General features: G+C 69.2%; 21 protein-coding genes and 3 pseudogenes. 5 read left to right on the forward strand and 19 right to left on the reverse strand.

The genetic code is table 11. The features are described 5' to 3' along the window. Positions 1 to 251 precede the first annotated feature (251 nt). Complete coding sequence (locus O5O46_RS30160) at positions 252 to 1,004, reverse strand: SDR family NAD(P)-dependent oxidoreductase (RefSeq protein ID WP_269858798.1); 753 nt, start codon at positions 1,002 to 1,004, stop codon at positions 252 to 254. Positions 1,005 to 1,400: 396 nt separating this feature from the next. After that, positions 1,401 to 2,117, reverse strand: coding sequence for an SDR family oxidoreductase (locus tag O5O46_RS30165; RefSeq protein WP_269858799.1), 717 nt, complete (start codon positions 2,115 to 2,117; stop codon positions 1,401 to 1,403). Between the two features lie 184 nt (positions 2,118 to 2,301). Here O5O46_RS30165 and O5O46_RS30170 point away from each other — a divergent pair, with 184 nt between their 5' ends. After that, the gene (locus O5O46_RS30170) at positions 2,302 to 2,907 is read left to right on the forward strand and encodes a TetR/AcrR family transcriptional regulator (protein ID WP_269858800.1); all 606 of its coding nucleotides are present in this window, start codon (positions 2,302 to 2,304) and stop codon (positions 2,905 to 2,907) included. Positions 2,908 to 3,281: 374 nt separating this feature from the next. Continuing rightward, positions 3,282 to 4,021 (forward strand): annotated as a pseudogene (locus tag O5O46_RS30175) (SDR family oxidoreductase). Positions 4,022 to 4,044: 23 nt separating this feature from the next. Here the strand turns inward: O5O46_RS30175 and sigJ are convergent. Continuing rightward, positions 4,045 to 4,959 (reverse strand): RNA polymerase sigma factor SigJ, encoded by a 915-nt coding sequence (gene sigJ / locus O5O46_RS30180; RefSeq protein WP_269858801.1) that lies wholly within the window; start codon positions 4,957 to 4,959, stop codon positions 4,045 to 4,047. Between the two features lie 582 nt (positions 4,960 to 5,541). On the opposite strand from sigJ, the gene O5O46_RS30185 reads away from it, so the two are divergent. Further along, the gene (locus tag O5O46_RS30185) at positions 5,542 to 5,988 is read left to right on the forward strand and encodes a nitroreductase family deazaflavin-dependent oxidoreductase (RefSeq protein ID WP_269858802.1); all 447 of its coding nucleotides are present in this window, start codon (positions 5,542 to 5,544) and stop codon (positions 5,986 to 5,988) included. Between the two features lie 113 nt (positions 5,989 to 6,101). Here the strand turns inward: O5O46_RS30185 and O5O46_RS30190 are convergent, their stop codons facing one another. After that, entirely contained in the window at positions 6,102 to 6,686 is a 585-nt protein-coding gene (locus O5O46_RS30190) for a flavodoxin family protein (protein WP_269858803.1), read from the reverse strand. A 29-nt stretch (positions 6,687 to 6,715) separates the two neighbouring features. Continuing rightward, positions 6,716 to 7,723 carry an aldo/keto reductase gene (locus tag O5O46_RS30195; protein ID WP_269858804.1) on the reverse strand — a complete coding sequence of 336 codons (1,008 nt, stop codon included), beginning with the start codon at positions 7,721 to 7,723 and terminating at the stop codon, positions 6,716 to 6,718. Between the two features lie 106 nt (positions 7,724 to 7,829). Between O5O46_RS30195 and O5O46_RS30200 the strand changes: the two genes are divergently transcribed. Beyond that, positions 7,830 to 8,606, forward strand: a complete 777-nt coding sequence (locus O5O46_RS30200; RefSeq protein ID WP_269858805.1) for a TetR/AcrR family transcriptional regulator — start codon at positions 7,830 to 7,832, stop codon at positions 8,604 to 8,606. A 325-nt stretch (positions 8,607 to 8,931) separates the two neighbouring features. On the opposite strand, the gene O5O46_RS30205 is transcribed toward O5O46_RS30200, so the two are convergent. Beyond that, the gene (locus O5O46_RS30205; RefSeq protein WP_269858806.1) at positions 8,932 to 9,789 is read right to left on the reverse strand and encodes a class I SAM-dependent methyltransferase; all 858 of its coding nucleotides are present in this window, start codon (positions 9,787 to 9,789) and stop codon (positions 8,932 to 8,934) included. A gap of 19 nt (positions 9,790 to 9,808) precedes the next feature. After that, a pseudogene (locus O5O46_RS30210) lies at positions 9,809 to 10,023 on the reverse strand (VOC family protein); the annotation flags it as partial. Between the two features lie 6 nt (positions 10,024 to 10,029). On the opposite strand from O5O46_RS30210, the pseudogene O5O46_RS35705 reads away from it, so the two are divergent. Then, positions 10,030 to 10,122, forward strand: a pseudogene (locus O5O46_RS35705) (transposase); the annotation flags it as partial. A gap of 131 nt (positions 10,123 to 10,253) precedes the next feature. On the opposite strand, the gene O5O46_RS30215 reads toward O5O46_RS35705, so the two are convergent. The 12 genes from O5O46_RS30215 to iolB all read right to left on the reverse strand — a co-directional run bounded on the left by O5O46_RS30215 (position 10,254) and on the right by iolB (position 23,620). Then, positions 10,254 to 10,541: a hypothetical protein gene (locus tag O5O46_RS30215; protein WP_269858807.1), complete on the reverse strand. Its 288-nt coding sequence runs from the start codon at positions 10,539 to 10,541 to the stop codon at positions 10,254 to 10,256. 160 nt (positions 10,542 to 10,701) lie between these two features. Further along, positions 10,702 to 11,070 (reverse strand): hypothetical protein, encoded by a 369-nt coding sequence (locus tag O5O46_RS30220; protein ID WP_269858808.1) that lies wholly within the window; start codon positions 11,068 to 11,070, stop codon positions 10,702 to 10,704. Between the two features lie 174 nt (positions 11,071 to 11,244). Then, positions 11,245 to 13,644 (reverse strand): phosphotransferase, encoded by a 2,400-nt coding sequence (locus O5O46_RS30225; protein WP_269858809.1) that lies wholly within the window; start codon positions 13,642 to 13,644, stop codon positions 11,245 to 11,247. Further along, complete coding sequence (locus O5O46_RS30230) at positions 13,641 to 14,942, reverse strand: MFS transporter (protein ID WP_269858810.1); 1,302 nt, start codon at positions 14,940 to 14,942, stop codon at positions 13,641 to 13,643. Before O5O46_RS30230 ends, O5O46_RS30225 begins: the two co-directional genes overlap by 4 nt. Before the next feature lie 377 nt (positions 14,943 to 15,319). Further along, a complete protein-coding gene (locus tag O5O46_RS30235) occupies positions 15,320 to 15,868 on the reverse strand; it encodes a hypothetical protein (RefSeq protein WP_269858811.1) in 549 nt (182 codons plus the stop codon). Next, positions 15,865 to 17,016 carry an ROK family glucokinase gene (locus tag O5O46_RS30240; RefSeq protein ID WP_269858812.1) on the reverse strand — a complete coding sequence of 384 codons (1,152 nt, stop codon included), beginning with the start codon at positions 17,014 to 17,016 and terminating at the stop codon, positions 15,865 to 15,867. The genes O5O46_RS30235 and O5O46_RS30240 overlap by 4 nt, the downstream gene beginning before the upstream one ends. Before the next feature lie 44 nt (positions 17,017 to 17,060). Next, entirely contained in the window at positions 17,061 to 17,873 is an 813-nt protein-coding gene (locus tag O5O46_RS30245; RefSeq protein WP_269858813.1) for an ATP-binding cassette domain-containing protein, read from the reverse strand. Next, a complete protein-coding gene (locus O5O46_RS30250; protein WP_269858814.1) occupies positions 17,870 to 18,901 on the reverse strand; it encodes an ABC transporter permease in 1,032 nt (343 codons plus the stop codon). Before O5O46_RS30250 ends, O5O46_RS30245 begins: the two co-directional genes overlap by 4 nt. Then, positions 18,898 to 19,866: a sugar ABC transporter substrate-binding protein gene (locus O5O46_RS30255; protein ID WP_269858828.1), complete on the reverse strand. Its 969-nt coding sequence runs from the start codon at positions 19,864 to 19,866 to the stop codon at positions 18,898 to 18,900. The genes O5O46_RS30250 and O5O46_RS30255 overlap by 4 nt, the downstream gene beginning before the upstream one ends. A gap of 110 nt (positions 19,867 to 19,976) precedes the next feature. Beyond that, positions 19,977 to 20,732: a GntR family transcriptional regulator gene (locus O5O46_RS30260; RefSeq protein ID WP_269858815.1), complete on the reverse strand. Its 756-nt coding sequence runs from the start codon at positions 20,730 to 20,732 to the stop codon at positions 19,977 to 19,979. A gap of 117 nt (positions 20,733 to 20,849) precedes the next feature. Next, on the reverse strand, positions 20,850 to 22,718 hold the full coding sequence (iolD, locus tag O5O46_RS30265; protein ID WP_269858816.1) for a 3D-(3,5/4)-trihydroxycyclohexane-1,2-dione acylhydrolase (decyclizing): 1,869 nt from the start codon (positions 22,716 to 22,718) through the stop codon (positions 20,850 to 20,852). Further along, positions 22,715 to 23,620: a 5-deoxy-glucuronate isomerase gene (gene iolB, locus O5O46_RS30270; RefSeq protein WP_269858817.1), complete on the reverse strand. Its 906-nt coding sequence runs from the start codon at positions 23,618 to 23,620 to the stop codon at positions 22,715 to 22,717. The genes iolD and iolB overlap by 4 nt, the downstream gene beginning before the upstream one ends. Positions 23,621 to 23,624: the final 4 nt, after the last annotated feature.

Raw genomic sequence — 23,624 nt, forward strand, 5'->3', positions numbered from 1 at the left:
CGGTGATGGTGATGGTGCGGCCTATCGGCAGCGACAACGCACGATGTCCATGCAGTCGCCGGGGTTTGCGGGGCGGAAGGCCGCCTCCCGGGCCGGTCCCGGGCCGGTGGTCCGGTGGACGATGTCGAGGAAGACCGCGCGGCAGCCCGCTGTGGGAAGCGTCGGGCTCCGCGGGGCGGTGGGTGTGCAGCAGCAATACCGGCCGGACCCGCCGCGGCGCGAAGGGGGCGGTGGGCGGCGCGAAATTGGGGTCACACCGCCGTGCGGCCGCCGTCCACGGCCAGGTGGGCGCCCTGGACGAAGCTGGCGGCGTCGCTGGCCAGGTAGGCGATGGCCTCGGCGATCTCCTCCGGTTCGGCCGCGCGGCCCGCGGGGGCCTGTGCGGCTACGGCGTCCATCGCCTCGCTCATGCCCTCCATTCCCTCGGTGCGGGTCGGGCCCGGCACGACGGTATTGACGCGGACGCCGCGCGGGCCGTACTCGGCGGCCCACGCCCGGGTGAGCTGGTTCAGCGCCGCCTTGCTCGATCCGTACAGCGCCAGTCCCGAGATGCCGTAGTCGGCCGCCATAGTGCTGACGTTGACAATCGCCCCGCCGCCGCCTTCGGCCATGGCCGGCGCCAGCGCCCCGACCAGGTAGAAGGGAGCCTTCACGTTCAGGTCGTAGACGGCGTCCACCTCGGTCGGTGTCGCCTCCTCGGTCGGACCGCCGGGGTAGACACCCGCGTTGTTGACGAGGATGTCGACCCGGCCGCCGCCCAGCTCGGACGCCTCCCGGGCCAGCCGCCGCACGGCGTCCGCGGCGCGCAGGTCGGCGGCGACGAAGTCCGCCTTGCCGCCGCGCTCCCGGATTGCGGTGACCACCGCCCCGCCTCGGGTCGCGTCACGCCCGGCGACCAGCACATGGGCGCCCCGCTCAGCTAGCAGCGCGGCGGTGGCGGCGCCGATACCGCTGGTCGCACCGGTCACCAGGGCCACGCGCCCGGTCAGATCAACAGAAGCCATGAGGTCTTCCTCTTCATCGAATGAACCAAGGGGTGCGGCGGGCCGCTGTGCGGCGTTCGCCGCTTCGGCCATCGCCGGATCCGAGAACCGCCATAAAAGGAACGGGTTACTGCTCGCTGGCCTGCGGCTCCTGGCTGATCGTCGCCAGCTTCCGGTCGGGGTGGCCCACGTCCTCCCGGGTTACGCCGCAACCGGGGGCCTGGCGCAGGGCCTGGGTGCGGGCCCGATCCCTCGCGATCCACTCCGCAACCTCAACCTGCTCGACCGCTACAGCTTCACTGCGGTCAGCGCCTTACGCCCCTTGCGTGATCCGGACGCATCGGAGCTGGACGAGGACGACGGCGGGGCGTCAGAAACTCACGAGGGCGCTGATCGGCCTGCGCCTGCCGCAATTGCCTACACGGGGCGGGTATGAACGCCGATGCCGCCGGAGACGATCAGATTGTCGCCCGTTATGTAGCTGGCGCTGTCGGATGCGAGGAAGGCGACAGCTTCAGCAATGTCGGCAGGGGCTCCGACGCGGCCGAGGGGAACGCCTTCACCCCAGGAGGCGATCGTGTCGGGGGAGATGCCCATCTTGCTGTACGCGGGGGTGTTGACCAGGCCGGGGCTTACCGCGTTGACCCGGATGCGGCGTGGGGCGAGTTCGATGGCCAGGGAGCGCACGAGAGGCAGCAGAGCTCCCTTGGCAGCGGTCATGGCAGCGCCGAGTCCCTCGCCGGCACCGACGGTGAACACCACGGACGCGCCTTCGTTCAGCAGGGGGAGCGCCTTTTGCAGTGTGAAGAAGTTGCCCTTGACGTTGATGTTGAACAGGGCGTCGAAGGCGGCCTCATCGGTGGACTCGATCGGGCGGGGGCGAGAGATGCCCGCGTTGAGGTAGAGCAGGTCGAGGGAGCCCAGGTGCTCACGCGCCTGGTCCACGGCCCGGCCGATGTCGGTCAGGGAGCCGGCGTCGGCCTGGACAGCGATGACGTCTCCAGGAAGGCCGGCGTCATCGATATCGCCGAGGCCGGTGACCATGACGCGATAACCGCGCGAGTGGAGCAGTTCCGCGGTGGCCTTGCCGATCCCGCTGGTTCCGCCGGTGATGAGGGCTGTCTTTGCTGCCAACGGTTGTTCTCCTTGCTGAATGCGCCAGGGCGCCTTCAGCCCTGTCGCCAGAGGCAGAAAGGACTCAGAGGCAAAGCGCCGCGCAGGCGCCCGGGCTCGCTTTCACGACAGCGTACGCCCGAGTGGCAGTGACTGCCAAGACTCCTGTAAGCGCCAGGCTGGCAGGCCGCGCTAAGCTGATGGCATGGCACAGGGAACGCAAGGCAAAGGGGCGGCTACACCCACACTGTGGGATCGGACGCGGCAGCTGGCCGCACAGGAGATCCTCCAAACCGCGTTGCGCCTGTTCACGCAGCAGGGCTACGAGGAGACGACCATCGCGCAGATCGCCCGCGAGGCCGGCGTCTCCCAGCGCACCCTCTTCCGTTACTTCGGCACCAAGGAAGACCTCATCGGTGGCAGCGAGGAGCGGTTCGTCACCCTGCTGACGGAAACCGTCCGCGAGCAGCCCGTCGATGCCGACGCCTGGGAGGCGTTGCGTGCCGCGTTCAAGGCCGCGCTCTCCCTGCATGCGACTCCCGAGGAGGCACTGGAGCGCTTCCGCTTGGTGCACCACACCGACTCGCTGCGCGCCGCCTACCTCGGGAAGCGCGTGCGCTGCCAGGAGGAGCTGCTGCCCCTGCTCGAAGCCAGACTGGCCGCCTCGGGGACGAACCGAGGGCAAGCCCGCGCCATCGTTGCGACAGCGTTCGCATGCTTCGATGCCGCCACCGCGACGTGGCTCGATGGCAACGGGCAGGGCGACATTCTCGACCTGTACGACCAGGGCCTGGCTGCGGTACGCAGCTAGCGTTCTCGCAAACGGTCCTTTGCCCGAGCAAGGTCGATAACCGCGGTGGGCACCAGTCACCAGAACGGTCCGAAAGTCCTCAGGGGCGCGATCGGGGTCCTCGTCCTCCATCAGGTTCCCGGCGATGTCCTCCATCAGGTTCCCGGCGACGCCGCCGTCCGGGCCGTAGAGATGGTCGGTTCCGTAGGCGAAGGACGCGCTGGGGCGGGAGGTCCGCAACCACGACTGACCGGCCCGCCCACCTCAGGGGCGTCGACCTCGGCTGTCACAGACCTGGCTGCTGCCCTGTCTTGTTGATGTGCGCGTTCACGCACCGGGTCCGGCGAGGTGTCGCCGGTATCCGTCGGAAGCCGAATCAACGAACGGAGGCAGTGATGAAGATCGTGGTCGTCGGCGGTACGGGGCTCATCGGCTCGCAGGTGGTCGCGCTGCTGCGCGACAGTGGTCACGAGGCCTTGGCGGCCGCTCCCTCCACGGGCGTCGACACCCTCACCGGTGAGGGTCTGGCGCAGGCTCTGACGGGCGCGGACGTGGTCGTGGACGTGCCGAACTCCCCCTCCTTCGATCCGGAGCCGGCGCTGGACTTCTTCACCCGCTCGGAGCGGAACCTGACCGAGGCCGAAAAGGAGGCGGGTGTCCGCCACCACGTCGTGCTCTCCATCGTCGGCGTCGACCAGGTGCCCGACTACGGCTACTACCGGGCCAAGGTCGCCCAGGAGGAAGCCGTGCGGAACAGTGGCGTTCCCTACACCATCGTGCGCGCCACCCAGTTCTTCGATTCATCGCCCCGGTGATGGACATGACCACCGAGGGCACGCAGGTGCACCTGCCGTCCCTGCGGCTGCGCCCGATGGCCTCCGCCGACGTCGCCGCCGCCGTCGCGGACGCGGCGCTGGGCGAGCCGCTGTACGGCGTACGCGACATCGCGGGCCCCGAGGTCGAGCGGCTCGACCGGCTCGGTGAGATCACCCTCGCGGCGAAGCCGGACGGCCGCTCCATCGTCACCGACGAGGCCGCGAGCCCGTTCGCGGGCATGCCCGACGGGGTTCTCATCGGCGACGACACGGCCCGTCTCGCGTCCACCCGCTACGAGGACTGGCTGAAGCAGAGCTGACCGGTCTCCCGTTGTCAGAGCGGCTACGGGCGTCCCGTGGGTCTGCGGGTCGACCGCTCGTAGCCCCTCAGTTTGTCGGGCGCCAGGACCCAGTACAGCCCGTCTAGACCGTCCGGTCCCACGGTGACGCTCACCAGAGCGACCGTGACCCCGTCCTGGACGAGCAACAGACTGGGCCGGCCGTTCGCCTCGGCCACTGCGTACTCGGCCCCGGGGAAGAACTTCCTCGCGAAGGCGCTGACCCTGGCCACGCGCTCGGCTCCCACGATCTCCACACGTGCCACGCCGCGCATGCCGTTCCCGTCCGCGTAGGCGACGACGTCCGCCGACAGCACGCTCTCGAGCGCGGCGACGTCACCGTGCTGCGCGGCGACGACGAAGGCCTCGACCAGCCGTCGGTGCTGGGCCGCCTCGACGGGTTCCCGACGCTCGGCGGACAGGCGCTTGCGGGCCCGGCTGAGGATCTGCCGCGTATTGGCCTGGCTCAGCTGGAGCATGCCCGCGATCTCGTCGTACGCGTAGCCGAACGCCTCCCGCAGCACGTAGGCCGCCCGTTCCACGGGGTTCAGCTTCTGAAGGACCAGCAGCACGGCCAGCTCCAGCGCCTCGCCGCGCTCCGCGCCGACCTGCGGATCCACACTGGTGTCCACGGGCTCCGGCAGCCACGGCCCCACGTACGCCTCACGGCGAACCCGCGCCGACTGAGCCACGTTGATCGCCAGACGCGTGGTGATCTTCGCCAGAAACGCCCCGGGATCCCGCACCGCGCTCCGGTCGGCGCCCTGCCAGCGCGGCCACACGTCCTGCACCACGTCCTCAGCCTCGGACACGCTGCCCAGGACGCGGTAGGCGATACCGAACAGCTGTGGACGCAGTCGCTCGAACACGTTCGCCGCTTCGTCGAGGGAGTCGTCGGTGAGCTGCTGCCGCCCGTCCATGCTGCCGATGCCTCCGCAGGTCAACCGTCGTGCGCCCAGGTGAGCGCCCTCCGGCGCGAGGACGGCCCGCCCGCTGCGATCCTACGGCGGCTGCGTCTGCGCATTCGCCGCGTTGGGCTGTCACAAACGGGCAGGCCGTCCTGTGCTTCCGGTGGACATCCCTGTTTGGAGGAGAACATGCGCGCTGAGTTGAGGTGATCGTGTCCCTGCCGGAAGCGGCGGCCCGGATTCCGGCAGGCGCCGAGGCCAGGGCCTTCCGGGTCACCCTGCCACCCGGTGCCCCTGGTGCGCCGCCGCACCAGCACCCCGTGGATCGACATGGGCATCACGACACCAACCACCGTTCGGTGCGCGGCCCCCCGACAGCAGCGACGCCCCGGCCTGTGAGACCACCGACCGGCCACCGCCCCCGACACGAACACGCGGGTAGCGCCCGACATGCTCCTCATCTGGAAGGTGCCTCCGACTGGAGTGGGAACAAGGGCCTCGACAATCCTCGTCTTGCTGGTCGTGGGCACTCTGCGTTTTACCTGACCACCTGGCGGACACCACACTTCATGACGTGACGATGGGGTGAATGCGATGCCTCTTGAGGGCGAGTACGAGCCAAGTCCGGCGCAGTGGGTGCGCGATCAGGTCGAGCTGTACGAGAGTTCGGGCGGCACGCAGGGATCGACGCTCTGGGACACGGGCCTGCCCGTCGTCATTCTCACGACGCGCGGCGTGAAGAGCGGCAAGATCCGCAAGATCCCGTTGATGCGCGTGGAGCACGAGGGGCGGTACGCGGCCGTGGCCTCGAAGGGCGGCTTCCCACGTCACCCGGTCTGGTACTTCAACGTCAAGTCCGACCCGCACGTGGAGCTCCAGGACGGGCCCGTACGCCGGGACATGACAGCCCGTGAGGTCACCGGGGATGAGAAGGCCGAGTGGTGGGAGCGCGCGGTCGCCGCGTATCCGCCGTACGCCGAATATCAGGAGAAGACCGACCGTGTGATCCCCGTCTTCGTGCTGGAGCCCGCGCGCGGGTAGGACCCGACGCTTCTTCCTTCGTGAAAGCGCGAGGCCAACGAGGGGTGGTGGACCTCGTGACGCGGTCCCGACTGGCGCTTGGCGGGGCAGCCGTTGTCGAGTCGTTCGCGGGTCTATGACGCGACAGGATGTTGGTAGCGCAGCGCCTGGGTCGCGACCCGGGCTCCGAGGTGGCGTGCCGTGGACAGGTCGGCGGCGTGGACGGCGTCCGGGCCTTGGTCGTTCCAGGTCTGGGCGCCCGCGCCGAGGTAGAAGCCGAGGCGGTTGTCGTCCTGTTCGCTGCTGGTGGTGGTGTTCCAGCCGGGCATCAGGCCCAGGCTGACCCAGTGCATGCCGTGCTGTGCGGCGAGCAGGGCCAGGTACTGCAGCGTGTGCAGTTTGTCGCCGCTCATCGATCCGGAGTTGGTGAACCCGGACGCGAGTTTGTCCAGCCATTGCTGGGTCATCCAGCGCTTCGACGTCGCTTCGGCGAATGTGTGGAACGCCCCGGATGCCGATCCCATGTAGGTCGGTGTCCCGAAGATGATCGCGTCGCTGGCATCGAGGATCGCCCACTTCGCGTCGGTCATGTCGGCCACGTCGACCATGTCGGCGCGGGCCTCGGGTACCGACTCGATACCGTCACGCACGGCCTTGGCGATCTCGAGGGTGTGCCCGTAACCGGAGTAGTAGGCGATGGCGATTTGAATGGATGGCATGTCAGTTCCTTTCGTGGTGCAGGGCTCGCCTAGGATTCGCGTGAGCCTGCGGTCTCGGTCATGTCCGGGTAGCGGTCGCCGGCAACCTGCTCGGCGATCGGGTCCAGGCGTGCGAGTTCGTCGTCGGTGAGGGTGATCCGGAGCGCGGCCAGGTTCTCGGCCAGCCGCGTCGGCGTGCGGGTGCCGGGGATCGGCACCACTGTCAGGTTCTGTACGACGGCTTGTCGGTGCAGCCAGGCCAGGGCGATCTGTGCCATCGAGGCGCCGCGAGCGTCGGCGATCCGGGCGAGGGGTGTGAGCAGTTCGGCGTTGCGCCGGGCGTTCTCGCCGGTGAAGCGGGGGAACACGGTGCGGACGTCGTTGCCCTGCAGTCGGGCGGGCATCGAGCCGGTCAGGAAGCCACGCCCGAGCGGCGAGTAGGGCACAACGGCGACGCCGAGTTCGGTGGCGGCCGGCACCAAGGTGCGCTCGATGTCGCGAGTGAACAGCGACCACTCCGACTGCACGGCAGCGATCGGGTGGATGGCGTTGGCTTCGCGGAGCTCATCGCCGGTGACCTCGCTCAAGCCCAGATAGCGCACTTTGCCCTGCGTTACCAGCTCGGCCATCGCTCCGATGGAGTCGGCCAGCGGCACCGTCGGGTCGCGGCGGTGCATGTAGTAGAGGTCGATCACCTCAAGCCCGAGACGGGACAGGCTGCCGTCGACAGCCTGCCGGACATAGCGCGGGTCGTTGCTCACGGACATCGAACCGTCCTCGCCGCGGACGCTGCCGAACTTCGTGGCGACGGCGACCTGCTCACGGTGAGCCTGCACGAACGGGGCGAGGAAGCGTTCGTTCTCGCCGCGGCCGTACATGTCGGCCGTATCGAACATCGTCACGCCCCGCTCAAGAGCCGCATCCAGTGTCGCGCGAGCGGCCGACTCGTCGGTATCGCCGTAGAACTCGCTCATCCCCATGCAGCCGAGGCCCTGCGCCCCCGCCGTCAGACCCCGACTACCGAGCCGGACCTGCTTCAACCGCCTGCGGTCAGCCACTTCTGCTCCTCGAGTCCACTTCCACTCCTCGCTTGTTGACGTCGGTAACGCTAGGACCGTACCAGCGTCAGTGTCAACGTCAACAACTATCGGTTATCATCGGCACATGCCAGACAACGATCGACGCGGCAGCGGGTCGGACGATCAACGCGAGCGCATCCTGAGCGAGGCAGTGAAACTGCTCGCAGAGGCCGGGCCGTCCGGGCTCTCCACCCGAGCCGTCGCGGCGGCTGCCGGAGTCCAGACGCCGACGCTGTATCGGCTCTTCGCGGACAAGGACGGGCTGCTCGACGCGGTGGCCAGCTTCGGCTTCGAGAGCTACCTCGCCGAAAAGCGCGCCTTCGAGCCCAGCGAGGACCCGGTCGAGGACCTGCGCCGAGGTTGGGACGTGCACGTCGAGTTCGGGTTGGCCAACCCCGCCATCTACATGCTGATGTACGGAAACGTGCGGCCGGGCCACCGGCCCGCGGCGGCGGCGGAAAACCGCGCCATCCTGCGCGGCATGCTCGAACGCGCCAATGTGCAAGGCTTGCTCCGTGTGCCCGTCGAGGCGGCCACGGTGGCCATCGAGGCGTCCACGACCGGCGCGGTTCTGCTCCTGCTGGCCCAGCCGGAACACGCGCGACACGCCCAACTGATCCGACCACTGCGCGACATCGTGCTCGACGCCGTTACGGAGCAGGCGACATCCCGCGTCGGCGACCGTTCCCCCATCGTCGACCGCGCACAATCACTACTCGGGATCGTCACCCCCGCCGGCGACGCCGACCCCGTCACCGACGCAGGCTTCAGCGTCTTCGAAGCCGGCCTGCTGCGTGAATGGCTGGTACGGCTCACCGAGGCCCACCGACCCGCCGATGGCAGCGACCGGAGGTCTCGGTAACTGCGGCTAGCGGAGAATCGGCGGATGGCCCTGGAACCGACTCCTGCTGGCGAGTCCGAGGTCCTCGCCGCTGCCTTACGCGCGCACGGACAAGCTGCGCGACGAGGCCCTCCGCGGGCGCCCCGCGCTGTGGATCCGCTGGCACGGAGCGCCGCGTGCCGAACTCCCGGCAGGCATCGCCCGCCTGCATCTGCCGACGCGATCCAGCCGCTCTCCGCTGCCCTCTTCCGGGTAGGGGTTCCGGCTCGACTGACCGACTGTCTCCCTGCGCGGGCAGTCGTAACCCGACCTTCGCTTTCGGATCAGGTGGCGTGGCCGAATAACGTCAGGTGGTGGCGACCAGCAAGTCCTCTCCGCTTGACGGGCGAAGGCCGTCGGTCCGGTCGGCGAAATAGCGGTCGGCCAGCGCAGTTCCCGACACGTGCTGGGCATCCTTGAAGCCGGCGTCACGGGCCAGTGCCAGCATCTCTCGGGGGGTGTAGAAGCTGATGAAAGGCGTTCCGGATGCTTGCGCCTGTGGCTTGGTCGCCTCTAGTGCGGGGCGATCGGCGTCCTCGATGAGTTCGGTCGGCAGCATGAATGTCATGGCGAGCGTCGAGCCGGGGGCAAGATCGGCGAGTCGGCGCAGGGTCGCCGCGGTGGCGTCTTTGGTGAGGTACATGGTGACGCCGGTGGATACGACGACCGCCGGCCGGCCGGGATCGAAGCCGGCGTCGGACAACTGCTTCCACCAGTCCCCGCCCGCCTCGAAGTCGACCGGCACCAGTCGCAGCCAGTCGGGGACCCCGTAGCCGAGTTCGATCAGGCGCTGGCGCTTCCAGGCCTGGGTGCCCGGCTGGTCGATCTCGAAGACCCGTAGGCGGGCGGCGATCTCCGGTCTGCGCTGGGCAAAGGTGTCGAGTCCGGCCCCCAAGATGACGTACTGGGGGACGCCGTGGTCGACCTGTTCGGCGACCAGGTCCTCGATGAAACGAGCGCGGGACACAATGGCCGCCCGAAACCCGCTGGTGGCGCGCGGGTCCATGTCCGGGCGGCGGCGCCATCCATCGTCAGAGACCGCCAACTGCAGGCCGACCTCGTCCTCGAACACGTGAGGCGGCGCGTCGACCTGCACATGCATCGCCCGCCAGAGGGCGACCCGCACCGCGGTGCTGTCCGGCACCTCGTTCTGCTCGTGTGCCACGATGTCCCTCTCCTTACGGTCAGTTCTTGGCCGGGGCCTGGAGGCGCCACAGACGTCCGTCGAGGTCACGGGCGGTCATCTCCCTCGTCCCGTAACGGGTGTCCTCGAACGGCGTGACCACCTCGACGGCAGGATCGGGACGGAACGCAGCCCCACGGCCACGTTCAGCACGATCTGCATCTGGGGCTCCCGGTCCTCGGGGACCTCGGCGATGAACATATAGGGACCGTCGCCCTGACAGGGCGGCGCGTCCGCCGCTACATCATCTGGCGAAACCGCCACGCCGACGATCAGCGGCTACGAGCCGTGATCGACAGGACGAACGTTGCCTGATGCGGCACTGGGACGCAATCCCCCCGGAAGATCACACCAGCACTGCGGCCCCGGCCTGGAACAGGCCAGGGCGCCGACTGCCCGAGGAACGCTCGATGGGTCTGACCCCGCACAGCGCGGCGAAGGACGCCTCACTGCCCAGGCGTAGCTGCCGCCCGTACCGAACGGAACTCGTTGACCACCGGTATCTGCACGTCCAGGTCAAGGCCGCTGCGGTGCACAGCCACCGGCACGGCTACCTTCATGGTGCTCGCCGCATCGTAGGGGACGTCCCAGTTGTGCAGCAGCACCGGCTCGCTCCCCCCGGGGGCTCCGCCACCGTCGACAGCATGCCCGCATCGCATCGACCAGCGCAGCGGAGCCGGACTTGCCGCCGGGATGCGCGCGCACCCCAGCAACGACCTGTTGAACTCCTTCATGCCAACGTTGCTTGTCAGCCCGGCCGGGCCACCGCTCGTGCCCGGCCCCGGCGCCGCCTCTTACAGCGCGCTGTTCGGGGCGGCCCACCCCGGTGCGTCCCGTGGGAAGGCAGGTGACGTCGGATGACGTCGCCATCCCGGGGTGGCCCGCCTGCGTGCCCTACTTCTCTTCGGTGACGCAGGTGGTGTGATTGAGGATTCCGACGGTCTCCGTCCCGCAGTTGTTGCTGAAGCCGGAGGTGTTGCGGGAGTCGATGTTGGAGAGCAGACCGCCGCTCGGGCCGGTCACCTGACGGTCCTTGTCGTGGCGGTTGTGGGAGTCGTACCGGACCACGCAGGTTCGGTCGTTGAGGAGACCCACCCTGTTGGCGCCGCACAGGTTCGAGTGCGTCGAGGAGTTCTTACCACTGATGTTGGACAGCAGGCCGCCCGTCCCCAGATCGATCGTGTCGGCACTCGCGGCCCCGATGCATGCGGGGGAGGCCAGGACCGCCACGAGAACGCCGGACAGAACTGCGAATCGCTTCATTGAACCCACTGGTCCGCCTTTTCCTGTTCGATGGGATACGGCACGGTGAGAAGCGCGGCCCGCGTCGTGCGGTACTACCGTCAGCTCTCATCCAGTTGGCCTAACGGAACAGCACGATCAGAGTTACGACCCGAAGAAATACAAAGCGGCAAAATTGCCGTCCGGGGCCGGGAGTCAGCTCCCGTCGGCAGCTTCTGCCAGGTCGATCAGGGCCCAGAGGTTCCGCCACCACTGCTCGAGAAAGCCGTAGTGGCGAACGGTGTGCGCCACGAAGTAGAGCCCGAAACGGTTGACGGCCAGGTCCCTGAGGGCGAGGCGGTACCCGGATTCCCACTGGGCCCTGTCGATTGCGGTTTGGGCATGGGCTTCGAGCGACCTGCGGTGGACTTCCGAAAGCTCCTCGACCACCGCGGCATTGATGTCGGCGGGTTCCAGGGCGGTGCAGAGCAGTTCCGCCAGATCGTGCTGGGGAATGTGCAGGGTGGCGAGCTCCCAGTCGTACGCACACAGTCTGCCGTCCGTCCGGATGGCGAGATTGCGGGGGTTGAAGTCGTTGTGTACGAGAGTCCTCGGCATTTCCTCGATCTGCGGCCACCAGCGGTCGATGGTTCCGATGCAGGACACCAGCCGATCGTGGTGGCGTCCGTCGACGAACTCGGGGAACTCTTGCGCCGAGTGGTCGGCCAGGGCCAGCCACAGGTCCCGCATCTCCACCATGTCCGCGGCATTAGGAACATGCCCGATCCACGGCATGCCGCGGAGCACGGATTCCTTGCCGTACCAGATGGAGTGGAGTTGCCCGAGGTCGCGCAGGGCGATGCCGAGATGCCGACGTGACCATCCGCGTGCGTGATCCGAGGTGTCCATCAGCTCCATGCCGCCGAGGCACTCCATCACGATGACATACGCCTCCCTCCGGTCATCGCGATGGGTTCGGTACACCTTCGGCACCAGGCTGGTGAAGCGGGTGTCGGTCTGCTCGTACAAAGCCAATTCCTGTACATCGCATCCCACGAAGCCGAGGCGTTGGTCGAACCTGCGGTAGTGGGTTGCCACCGGACCGCCGCACAGGGCGGCTGCCAGCCCGGCCATCTTGATGACTTCCCGGTCGGTGGGCTTGACCTTGACCATGACGTCAAGCTTCTGTTCCACGTCGTCGTGTTCGACCCTCAGTTGCATCGGAAAGAGTCCGACGGGTTTCTTCACGGTTCGCGATGTCAGCTCCGACAGGACGCTGGGCCCCATGGGGATGTGGGTGGTCTCGACGCTTGCGACCTTGACGCCGGGCATTTCGGAGTGGCCCAGCGCCGATTCGAAGAACTGGGCGTCGAGCTCCTCGAGTTGGAGCCAGCGGACCGGCCTGTTGCGCCCGAGGCGTTCATGGGCGCTGGCGAACTGCCCGGAAACGGCTGCCGACACCGTCGAGAGGTCCAGGGCCAGTGCGAAGCCGGCAATGATTTCCGCCAGCCGGGCCGCGCTTCCACGGCCCGTACATCCCATCGATTCCAGGAGTTCGTGTTGCGTGGGGAGGTGGGTGCCGCCGCCGACCGTGCCGACGGCCAGGCCGGGGAGGGTGATGCTCGCATAGACGCCGTCCGGCGTCCGTTCGAGGATGAACTGCCCCACGCTCGACTCGTGCACGCAGGCGATGTCCTGGCCCGTCGCGGTGAAGATCGCCGCCACGATGTTGGCGGTGTTCGCGTTCGAGCCCAGCACTCCGCTGTGGACGGCTCCGGCCGCGATGTGCTGATAGCCCCTGACCAACTCGTCAGGGGTTGTCTTCAGGACCCGCTCGACAACGCCTCCTGGCAGGAGGCAGTCAGCGGACACCCTGATCCCGCGGCCTTCCGCCATGGCCTGGGACGACGCCTTCTTGTCGCCCGAGGTGTTCCCCTCGATGATGAAGGATTCGAGCTCGCCTCCCGCGATCAGGTGAGGCTGGTCCAGGATCCACTGGCAAGCGTGCCAGGTGCAGGCGGTGGTCATGTTCTGCCCTGCCGCGTCCCCGGTGGTGTACCTGAACCTCAGGTGAACGGTCCTGCCCAGCACCACGGGTTCGATCGAGATGAGTTCGGCATGGTCGGAGACGCGCCGGATGGCCGCGCGGAGGTCGCCGAGGTGCTGGAGAACCGCTGAGGCGAAACGGCCGGCGGCCGACAGCCGGGAAAAGGCGAAGACAGGTGCACGTGTCATCGCCTGTGAGACGGCACGGGTGCTGACGCCACCTGCCATGGTGACGGCCAGGGCTCCCCGCGTCGCCGACGAGACGAGGGCGCCCTCCGTGGTCGCCATAGGGGCATAGATCTCACCCTGGACGTTCTCTCCGCAAAACCGCAAGGGCCCCGCCACGCCAACCGGGACCTCGACGGCACCGACGAACCCCTCGATGTTTCCGGTGAGTTGGCTGGCGTCGAGCTGTGTGTGCTGCAAGGAGCCCAGTCCCAGCCGGGTAACGGAACGAAGCCAGTCAAGCCGCTGAAGGCGCGCCGACTCCGTGTAGATACCCCTGACGGGAACGTACCGTCCGACGGGGCGGGATTGACGGGGCTGGCCCGGAATTCCCCCACGGCTCATGCAGCATCACTTTCCTTTTGCGGGCAAGCGCTTGCCCGATGGGCTTCTTCGGGGACGGCGGAGCCCTGGGGCACGCCGGGGAGCGAGGCAGATCGCAGTACGAGGAGCGGGATGGCCAAGGCGAGGGTGCCGATGGCCAGGCCGTTCCGCAGCCCGAGCCAGGTCCCGGCAGCGCCGGCGAGGAGGGCGGCCACCGGCTGGGAGCCGTAGACGACCCAACGGCTCGTGGCGAGCATGCGGCCCTGAAGTGCGGGGTCGCAGACGGCCTGACGGATGGTGCGTTGGGTGGAGCCCTGAACGACGGCACACCCCAGTTGGACGAACATCCCCACACCGACGGCCACCTGCCAGGCGCGCCCGGGCGTGGCGAGCAGGAGCGGCACCTCGGTGAACGGGGCCAGGGCCAGAGCGGTGAGCATGACGCGCACCGGTCCGTACCGCGCGACCACCCGGCGGACGACGAGCGCGCCGCAGAACCCACCGAGCGCGGCCACGCTCAGCGTCGCGCCCAATGCCCCACTGGAGTAGTGGAGTTGGCGCAGCAGGTAGACGGACCACAGCGTGCTGAGGAAGGCCATGACGGCGACGTACGCGGTGGCGGCGAGCACCAACGACCGAATCGTGGAATGGGACCACACATAGCGCATTCCCTCGGCGATCTCGGCCCGGAAGGTCGTGTTCCTCGCGGATCGCGCCATGGCCGGTTCGCGGGTGCGGATACGGGTGAGGAGGAGGGCACAGGCCAGGTAGGAAGCGACGTCCAGGTAGATGGCATGGGCGGCGCCGAGGACGGTGACCAAGGCGCCGCCGAGCTGAGCGCCGGCACTGTCGGCCAGGGAATTGACGCCGCCGAGCTTGGAGTTGGCCTCCAGCAGCCGCGAACGGGGCAGCAGCGAAGGAAGGAAACTGATCCGAGCGGTGGAGCCGAACACCTCCGCAACCGCGCTCACCAACGCCACCCCGTACAGCAGCCCCAGGGACAGCCGCCCCGTGACGTCGGCAAGCGGGACGAGCAGGAACACCGCACCGCCGGCCACCGCCGCGCCCACCATGACGGGACGCTTGCGGTGCCGGTCCGCGAGCGCCCCGGCGGGGAGCGACACCAGCAGGGGCGGGAGTTTCTGGGCGAACGACAACAGCGCGACCTGCCAGACGGACGCGTGCAGCGCCACCACCGCGACCAGCGGAAGTGCCACCTGCGTGACACCACTGCCCACGAGGTCAACGGCGTTCGCGCTCCAGTAATGGAGAAAGCCCCGATGCCGCCACAGGCTGCCGTCCGCCATGGCGTCACTCACCACGCCCCGCCCTCCTACTGTCGTACTTCTACGACAACGATCTGCACGGGAAAGGGTTCGGGGGATTCCGTCACCCTCCCCTGACAGGTGGGGAGTTGGGCGAAGCTGGGACCTCGCTCCCAGCCTGCGGCTGTGCGAGGTTGTGATCAGATCCAGGTTCCGTCCACGTGCGGGACGGAACCTGGCAAGGCGCTGTCGTGACGCGCAGGCAACTCACTGAGGATCAGTGGATGTTCATCGGGTCGTACCTACCGGTGACTCGACCTGCATCCCGGGGCCGCATGAGCGGTTCGCCCGAAGCGCCGCGATCACCGGTATTCCCACTCCGCGGTCACTGTCGCAAGGATTCCGGCAGCAACCCCCACGCCCGCTGCGCCTCAGTGAAAGGTCGTCGTGGAAACCAGGTAAACGGATGGTTTATCCGGGTTGTCGAGGTTGACGGTGATCTGGTGCTGCGGCTTCTCACCGTGACCGGGCAGGGTGGTGCCCGCCCAGTCGTGCCCCGGCGAGAACTTCCAGCCGACCCGCTTGGACTGGTCGGCCGTGACGGTCACCGCGCCGTTCCTCAGGTCCTCGCGGCCCGCGCCCAACTGCGCCAGGAACGTGTCCAGTCCACCCGCGGTGGTGGTGAACTGCACGTAGAGCGAGCTGGTCTGCCACGAGTTGGACTCGAAGTACGCGACCTTGGTGGCGTTGTACGGAATCGGCACCTGGTAGATGCTGCGCTGCGTCCGGGCGGGCCAGTCGTCCACCAGCCCGGCCATCTCGGCCTTCAGCGACTTGGCGCCGTCGCTGTCCCGGCTCTGCACGGCGGCGACCGCTCCGTAGCCGGACGGGATCAGGATCAGCAGGGCGACCACGATCCACTGCACCCAGCGGCGCCGCTTCTTCGGCGGGTACTCGGGGAGCATGGCGGGTGCGGTCATCGTTCGTCCTCCCGGCCGCGCGGCACCAGCCGTGTGCTGAGCCCGGCGCGCTCGTACCGTTCCACCCGCCGCCGGTTGGTGCGGCGGAAGCGGCGGGCGACCAGCCGGGCGAGGTCCGCGGCGCCCACCATGCCCGCCTCCGGGCCGAGTTCGGCCTTGACGATGCGGGCCTCCGGCCGGTAGCCGCGACCGGTCAGGGTGCGCCGGAAGGCATCCCTGGCCGGGCCGATCAGCAGGTCGTCGGCGGCGCTCACGCCGCCGCCGATGACGAAGCAGGACGGGTCGAGCGCGGCGGCCAGGTTGGCGATGCCGACGCCCAGCCACTGTCCGATGTCCTGGAACAGCTCGACGCACATCGCGTCGCCCTCGCGGGCCAGCTCGGTGATCAGCGGTCCGGTGATCTCGGCGATGTTGCCGCCGACCCGGTCGATGATCCCGTACGCCACCGGTGACTCGGCGGCGGCCAGTTCGCGGGCCTCGCGGACCAGGGCGTTGCCCGAGCTGTACTGCTCCCAGCAGCCGCGGTTGCCGCAGGGGCAGCGGTGCCCGCCGGGCACCACCTGCATATGGCCGAACTCGCCCGCGACCCCGTACCGGCCGCGCTTGACCTGGCCGTCCTCCAGGATCGCGCCGCCGATGCCGGTGCCCAGCGTGATCATCACCAGGTCGTCCGCGCCCCGCCCGGCACCGAACCGCCACTCGGCCCAGGCCGCGGTGTTGGCGTCGTTGTCCACCATGACCGGCACCAGCAGCCGCTCGGCGAGCTTGTCCCGCAACGGTTCGTCACGCCACGACAGGTGCGGGGCGAACAGCACCCTGGAGCGGTCGGCGTCCACCCAGCCCGCGGCGCCGATGCCCACGGCGTGCACGTCGTGCCGCTCGGACAGGTCCAGTACCAGCTCGACGATGGTGTCCTCGACCACCTTGGGGCTCTTGGACTTGTCCGGGGTCTCGGTACGCACCTTCTCCAGGATGTTGCCGTCGGCGTCCACGACGCCCGCCATCACCTTGGTGCCGCCGATGTCGATGCCCACCGTGGGCACCCGGGGCGCGGTGAGATGGGAGCGGCGTTCGCGGCGGCCGACGGTCTGCAGGACGGTGGCTCGCGCCGCGCCCGTACGGTGGACGCGTTCGCGGTAGGCGCTCAAGGGGCTTCTCCGGGTCGGGGGCTCTACTGGCCGATTCTGCCTCATCACGCGTTCCGGGGGCCAAGCCCGTCCGCCGCGACGCCCGGTCTGCTCAGCTCATGGCTGAGCTGTTCCAGCTCGCTGCCGCCCGCCATCTGGCGGGTCAGCTCGTCCAGGGTGATCTGCGACCTGGTGTGGCTGCCCGCCATCGCACCGCGCTTGAGCAGTACGAAGCGGTCGCCGACCAGGTACGCGTGGTGCGGGTTGTGCGTGATGAGGACCACACCGAGTCCCGCGTCACGTGCCGCGGCCACGTACTTGAGCACCACGCCGGACTGCTTGACGCCCAGCGCGGCGGTCGGCTCGTCCAGCACCAGGACCTTCGCGCCGAAGTACACCGCGCGGGCGATCGCCACGCACTGCCGCTCGCCGCCCGACAGCGTGCCGATGGGCTGGTCGACGTCGCGCAGGTCGATGCCCATCCGCAGCAGTTCGGCGCGGGTGGTCTCGCGCATCGTGCGCACGTCGAGGCGCTTGAAGGGACCGCGGCCCCTGCGCGGCTCGGAGCCGAGGAAGAAGTTCCGCCACACCGGCATCAACGGGACGACCGCGAGGTCCTGGTAGACGGTGGCGATGCCACGGTCCAGGGCCTCCCGCGGCGAGTTGTGCCGGACCTCCTCTCCCTCGACCCGGTAGCTGCCGCCGTCGTGCTGGTGCAGTCCGGCGACGATCTTGATGAGGGTGGACTTGCCGGCGCCGTTGTCGCCCAGCACGCAGGTGATCTCGCCCCCGCGCACTTCGAGCGAGACGCCTTCGAGCGCCTTGATGTTCCCGTAGAACTTGCTGACGTCGGTCAGCTCCACCAGTGGTGCCGTCATGTCGCGGCCTCCGCGCGCTTGCGTACCCAGTGGTTGAGCAGGGTGGCGAGCAGCAGCATCGCCCCGAGGAAGAACTTGAACCAGTCGGGGTTCCACTGCGCGTACACGATGCCCTTGCTGGTCATGCCGAAGATGAACGCGCCGACCGCCGCGCCGATCGCGGAGCCGTAGCCGCCGGTCATCAGGCAGCCGCCGATGACGGCCGCGATGATGTACAGCAGCTCGTTGCCGACGCCCTCACCGGACTGCACCACGTCGAACGAGAGCAGCAGGTGCTGTCCGGAGATCCAGGCGCACAGCGCCACGGCCGTGTAGAGGCCGATCTTGGTGCGCGCCACCGGAACGCCGACCGCGCGGGCCGCGTCCGCGCTGCCGCCCACCGCGAACACCCAGTTGCCCGCCCTGGTACGCAGCAGCACCCAGGTGGCCACCGCCACCAGGCCCAGCCACCACAAGATGGTGACCTGGAGGTCCACGGAGCCGATGGTCAGGTGCGAGGCGAAGACCGCGCGGGCCGAGTCGAAGCCCTGCATGTCGGAGATGCTCTTGGTGGCGACCGTACCGCTGATGAGTTTGGTGCAGCCCAGATTGAGTCCGGTGAGCATCAGGAACGTGCCGAGCGTGATGATGAAGCTCGGCAGCCTGGTACGGGTCAGCACGAAGCCGTTGAAGAATCCGACGGCCAGCGTGACCAGCAGCGAGACGCCCACGCCCACCCAGACGTTGGCGGTCATCTGGTAGCTGAACATCGAGGAGCACAGCGCGGAGGTGGTGACCATCACCCCGGCCGACAGGTCGAACTCGCCGCCGATCATCAGCAGCGCCACCGGAACCGCCATGATCCCGATGGTCGACGAGGCGTACAGCACGGTGCCGAGGCTGGACGGCTGGAGGAACGCGTCGGCGGCGAGGGAGAAGAAGAGGAACACCGCGACGGCACCGACCACCGAACCCAGTTCGGGGCGGCTCAGCAGGCGGCGCGGCAGTGAGCGCCCCGTCAGGCGCTCGTCGAGGGTGGCTTCGGTCATCGGGTCCCCCGCTGGGTGTACTGGCGCAGCGCCTCCGCGTCGTCCTTGGTGACGATCTGCGGACCGGTGAGCACCGGCTTGCCGCCACCGAGGGCGTCCCGGTTGTACCGGTACAGCCACATCAGGTCCACCGCCTCGTACCCCTGGAGGTACGGCTGCTGGTCCACGGCGAAGCCGAGACTGCCGTCGGACAGGCCCTGGGCGACCTGGGTGTTGAGGTCGAAGGTGTCGATCTCCGCGCCGCTGCCCGCCTGCTGCTTGGCCTTGACCGCGGTCGCGGCGAACGGCGCGCCCAGGGTGACCACGGCGTCGATCGACTTGTCGGACTGGAGCTTGGCCTGGAGCGCGGACTGGACGTCGGGCATGTTGGTGCCGTTGACGTAGAGGTTGTCCACGGTGCCGTGGAAGGACTGCTTCACTCCGGCGCAGCGCTGCTCGTGGCCGATGTTGCCCTGCTCGTGCAGTACGCACAGGGCGTGCTTCCTGCCGCGCTTGTTGAGCTCGTCGCCGACCGCCTGCCCGGCGATGGTCTCGTCCTGGCCGATGTGGGTGAGGGCGCCGAACGCCTTGGACTCCTCGGCCCCGGAGTTGATGGTGATCACCGGGATTCCGGCCCGCTCCGCCTTGGCGACCACGTCCTTCATCGCGTCCGGCTTGGCGAGGGTGACGATCAGCCCGTCGACGTGCTGGTCGATGGCGGCCTGGACCAGCTGCGCCTGCTGGTCGCTCTGGTCGCTGGCGGAGTACAGGAAGTTGATGTTGTCCTTGACGGCGGCCTGCTTGGCGCCGTTCTGGACGATGTCCCAGAAGGTGTCGCCTGCTCCCGAGTGGGTGACCATGGCCACCGTCCACCGCGGGGTGGTGACCACCTTGCCGTTCGCCGCGGCCTGCTTGGCCCGTTCCTCCGCGCGCAGGCCCCCGGTGCTGCTGCACCCCGCCACGGTCGCGGCCACCACGGCCGCCATGATCGCGCCGAGCGCGCGCAGCCGCCTTTCTACCCTCGCCACTGGTTCCTTTGCCTTCCTCGGGGACCCGCCAGCCGTCCATTGTCCCTGACGGCGGCGGGAACCCGAGATCAGGGGCGGACCAGCAGCTGGAACTCGAACGCGTAGCGGGAGGCGCGGTAGATGTGGGTGCCGTACTCGACCGCGCGGCCGGTGTCGTCGTACGTGGTGCGCTGCATGGTCAGCAGGGCGGCGCCCTCCGGCTCGGTGAGCTGCTCGCCCTCCTGCGCGGAGGCGTTGCGGGCGCCGACCGCCTGGCGGGCGCTGTGCAGGGTGATGCCCGCGGCCCGCATCAGCCGGTACAGCCCGGTCTGCTCAAGGCGTTCGCTGTCCAGGTCCAGCAGTTCGGCGGGCAGGTAGTTGCACAGGTACGCCATCGGCTCGCCGTGGGTGAGCCGGAGCCGCTCGATCACCTGGACCTCGCCGCCCTCGGCGATGCCGAGGGCGGCGGCGACCTCCGCGGAGGCGGGCTCGGTCTCGTTGCGCAGCACCCGGGTGGCCGGGCTCTGTCCGGCGGCCTGGAGGTCGTCGTAGAGGCTGCTCAGTTCCAGCGGGCGCTTGACCTGGCTGTGCACCACCTGGGTGCCGATGCCGCGGCGGCGGACCAGCAGGCCCTTGTCGACCAGGGACTGGATGGCCTGGCGGACGGTCGGCCGGGACAGGCCGAGCCGTCCGGCCAGTTCGATCTCGTTGCCCAGCAGACTGCCCGGGGCGAGCCGGCCGTGCTCGATGGCGCTCTCCAACTGCTGGGCGAGTTGGTAGTAGAGCGGCACGGGGCTCGACCGGTCCACCGCGAAGTCAAGGCTTGCAGGCTCAGGCTTGGGCACGGGCCGAGAATATCCGCCGGTAAGGCTGACAGGAAAGTCAGACATCACATTGTCCTGACATGTGACCGTGAGGGAAATCCCCGATCAGGGAATCGGAGGCTCGGCCCTCGCCGGGGCTCACAGGTGGTGGCGCCGGGACGCCCGCTGCCGCTCGTACTCCTCGCGCGCCTTGACGGCGGCGGGCCGGGTCGCGGTCTCGGCCACCGGTACGTCCCACCACGCCTCGGCGCCGGGGGTGGTGGACGTGGTGTCCGTTTCGACGTACACGCAGGTCGGCCGGGCCGAGGCGCGGGCGGCCGCCAGCGCGGCGCGCAGTTCGCGGACGGTCGCCGCGCGGATCACGTCCATGCCGAGGCTGGCGGCGTTGGCGGCCAGGTCGACGGGCAGCGGATCGCCGTCGTAGGAGCCGTCCGCGGACCTGAACCGGTAGGCGGTGCCGAAGCGTTCGGCGCCGATCTGCTCGGACAGCCCGCCGATGGAGGCGTAGCCGTGGTTCTGGATCAGCACGATGTTGACGTTGACGCCTTCCTGGACGGCGGTGACGATCTCGGTGGGCATCATCAGGTACGTGCCGTCGCCGACCAGCGACCACACCGGCCGGTCCGGCGCCGCCAGCCGTACTCCGATGGCGGCCGGGATCTCGTAGCCCATGCAGGAGTAGCCGTACTCCAGGTGGTACTGGCGGGGGGAGCGGGCGCGCCACAGCTTGTGCAGGTCGCCCGGGAGCGAACCGGCCGCGTTGATGATCACGTCGTCGTCGCCGACCACCGAGTCCAGCACGCCCAGCACCTGGGTCTGGGTGGGCCGGGAGTCCTCGTCGTCGGCCGTGTAGGCGGCGTCCACGACCAGTTCCCAACGGGCCTTGCCGGTACGGTATTCGGCCTCGTACGCCGCGTCGACGCGGTGGTCGCCGAGGGCCTCGGTGAGCGCCTGGAGTCCGGCCCGGGCGTCGGCGACTAGTGTGGTGCCGCTCAGCTTGTGGGCGTCGAAGGCCGCGACGTTGAGGTTGACGAAGCGCACCGCGTCCGCGGCGAACAGGGTGCGGGAGGCGGTGGTGAAGTCGGTGTACCGGGTGCCCACGCCGATCACCAGGTCGGCGCCGCGGGCCAGTTCGTCGGCGACCGCGGTGCCGGTGTGGCCGATGCCGCCCACGTCGGCCGGGTGGTCGTGGCGCAGCGAGCCCTTGCCGGCCTGGGTGGACGCCACAGGGATGCCGGTTGCGTCCACCAGCGCCCGCAACGCCTCCTCCGCCTCGCTGTGGTGGACGCCGCCGCCCGCCACGATCAACGGCCGCCGGGCGCCGCGGATTTCGGTGACCGCCGCCGCCAACTCCACCGGATCGGGGGCCGCTCGGCGCACCCGCCACACCCGGTCGGCGAGGAACTCCTCGGGCCAGTCGAACGCCTCCGCCTGTACGTCCTGCGGCAGCGCCAGGGTGACCGCGCCGGTCTCGGCCGGGTCGGTGAGCACCCGCATCGCCTCAAGCGCCGCCGGGACCAGCGCCTCCGGGCGGGTCACCCGGTCGAAGTAGCGGGACACCGGCCGCAGCGTGTCGTTGACCGAGACGTCCCCCGCGTACGGCACCTCGAGTTGCTGGAGCACCGGGTCGACGGCGCGGGTGGCGAAGATGTCGCCGGGCAGCAGCAGGACCGGGATGCGGTTGACGGTGGCCAGTGCCGCGCCGGTGACCAGGTTGGTGGCGCCCGGGCCGATGGAGGTGGTGACCGCCTGGGTGGACAGCCGGTTGGACTGCCGGGCGTAGCCGACCGCCGCGTGCACCATGGCCTGCTCGTTGCGGCCCTGGAGGTACGGCATGGCCGAGCGGCCGGACTCCAGCAGCGCCTGGCCGAGTCCTGCCACGTTGCCGTGCCCGAAGATGCCCCAACAGGCGCTGATGAGACGGGACTTGCGGCCGTCGCGCTGGGTGTACTGGTGGGCCAGGAACTCCACCAGGGCCTGGGCGACGGTGAGCCGTCGTGTGGTCATCGCTCTTGTGCTCCTTCGGAAGCGGCGGTGTAAAGGGGTAGCCGGGAGTCGACGGGCCGGCCTTCCCAACTGCCGCGGATCCAGGCGTGGTCGGGGTGGTCGCAGATCAGCCACTCCCGCTCGGCGCCGGGTCCGGCCATCACGTTGAGGTAGTACATGTGGTGGCCGGGTGCGGCGATCGAGGGCCCGTGCCAGCCGTCGGGGATCAGTACCGTGTCGCCGTCGCGGACCTCGGCGAGCACATCGGGGCCGCGGCCGTGTCCGGAGGGGGTCACCCGCTGGTAGCCGACTCCTTCCGTGCCGTGTGCGGCGGCGATCTCGAAGTAGTAGATCTCCTCCAGTCGCGACTCCTCACCCGGTCGGCACTCGTCGTGCTTGTGCGGCGGGTACGAGGACCAGTTGCCGCCGGGGGTGAGCACCTCGACGGCGATGAGCCTGTCGCACTCGAAGACACCGGCCGCGGCGAAGTTGTTGACCTGGCGGGAGCAGTTGCCGGTGCCGCGCAGTTCCACCGGCACGTCCGAGGCGGGGCCGTAGCGGGCCGGGAGCCTGCGCTCGCAGCGGGCGCCGGTGAGGGCGAAGCGGCCGCCCGCGCCGCTGGCGATCCGGGCGTGCGCGTCGCGCGGCAGATAGGCGAAGTCGGTGACGGAGCCGAAGACGCTGTCCCTGCCGTGCAGTTCGAAGTCGCGCCCCTCGGTCACCACGGTGCAGCCGCCGCTGAGCGGCAGCACGATCCACTCGCTGTCACCGGTGGCCAGCGAGTGCGAACCGCCCGGCGGCAGTTCGAGCACCCGTAGCGAGGAGTAGCCCCAACCGGCCCGCTTGGGGTCGATGTCCACCGTGTACGGGCCGTCGGCGGCGGATCCGGCGGGGAGGTGGAATTCCTGGGAGTACGAGGTCATGGTC

It is taken from the genome of Streptomyces sp. RPT161 (genome assembly GCF_027533845.1).
Lineage (GTDB): Bacteria > Actinomycetota > Actinomycetes > Streptomycetales > Streptomycetaceae > Streptantibioticus_A > Streptantibioticus_A silvisoli_A.

What these genes read in the sequence shown, in the direction of transcription:
- O5O46_RS30160 (WP_269858798.1), bottom strand. Translation starts at nt 1,004, where the DNA reads ATGGCTTCTGTTGATCTGACCGGGCGCGTGGCCCTGGTGACCGGTGCG.
- O5O46_RS30170 (WP_269858800.1), top strand. Translation starts at nt 2,302, where the DNA reads ATGGCACAGGGAACGCAAGGCAAAGGGGCGGCTACACCCACACTGTGG.
- sigJ (WP_269858801.1), bottom strand. Translation starts at nt 4,959, where the DNA reads ATGGACGGGCGGCAGCAGCTCACCGACGACTCCCTCGACGAAGCGGCG.
- O5O46_RS30185 (WP_269858802.1), top strand. Translation starts at nt 5,542, where the DNA reads ATGCCTCTTGAGGGCGAGTACGAGCCAAGTCCGGCGCAGTGGGTGCGC.
- O5O46_RS30190 (WP_269858803.1), bottom strand. Translation starts at nt 6,686, where the DNA reads ATGCCATCCATTCAAATCGCCATCGCCTACTACTCCGGTTACGGGCAC.
- O5O46_RS30200 (WP_269858805.1), top strand. Translation starts at nt 7,830, where the DNA reads ATGCCAGACAACGATCGACGCGGCAGCGGGTCGGACGATCAACGCGAG.
- O5O46_RS30215 (WP_269858807.1), bottom strand. Translation starts at nt 10,541, where the DNA reads ATGAAGGAGTTCAACAGGTCGTTGCTGGGGTGCGCGCGCATCCCGGCG.
- O5O46_RS30220 (WP_269858808.1), bottom strand. Translation starts at nt 11,070, where the DNA reads ATGAAGCGATTCGCAGTTCTGTCCGGCGTTCTCGTGGCGGTCCTGGCC.
- O5O46_RS30225 (WP_269858809.1), bottom strand. Translation starts at nt 13,644, where the DNA reads ATGAGCCGTGGGGGAATTCCGGGCCAGCCCCGTCAATCCCGCCCCGTC.
- O5O46_RS30235 (WP_269858811.1), bottom strand. Translation starts at nt 15,868, where the DNA reads ATGACCGCACCCGCCATGCTCCCCGAGTACCCGCCGAAGAAGCGGCGC.
- O5O46_RS30245 (WP_269858813.1), bottom strand. Translation starts at nt 17,873, where the DNA reads ATGACGGCACCACTGGTGGAGCTGACCGACGTCAGCAAGTTCTACGGG.
- O5O46_RS30250 (WP_269858814.1), bottom strand. Translation starts at nt 18,901, where the DNA reads ATGACCGAAGCCACCCTCGACGAGCGCCTGACGGGGCGCTCACTGCCG.
- O5O46_RS30255 (WP_269858828.1), bottom strand. Translation starts at nt 19,866, where the DNA reads ATGGCGGCCGTGGTGGCCGCGACCGTGGCGGGGTGCAGCAGCACCGGG.
- iolD (WP_269858816.1), bottom strand. Translation starts at nt 22,718, where the DNA reads ATGACCACACGACGGCTCACCGTCGCCCAGGCCCTGGTGGAGTTCCTG.
- iolB (WP_269858817.1), bottom strand. Translation starts at nt 23,620, where the DNA reads ATGACCTCGTACTCCCAGGAATTCCACCTCCCCGCCGGATCCGCCGCC.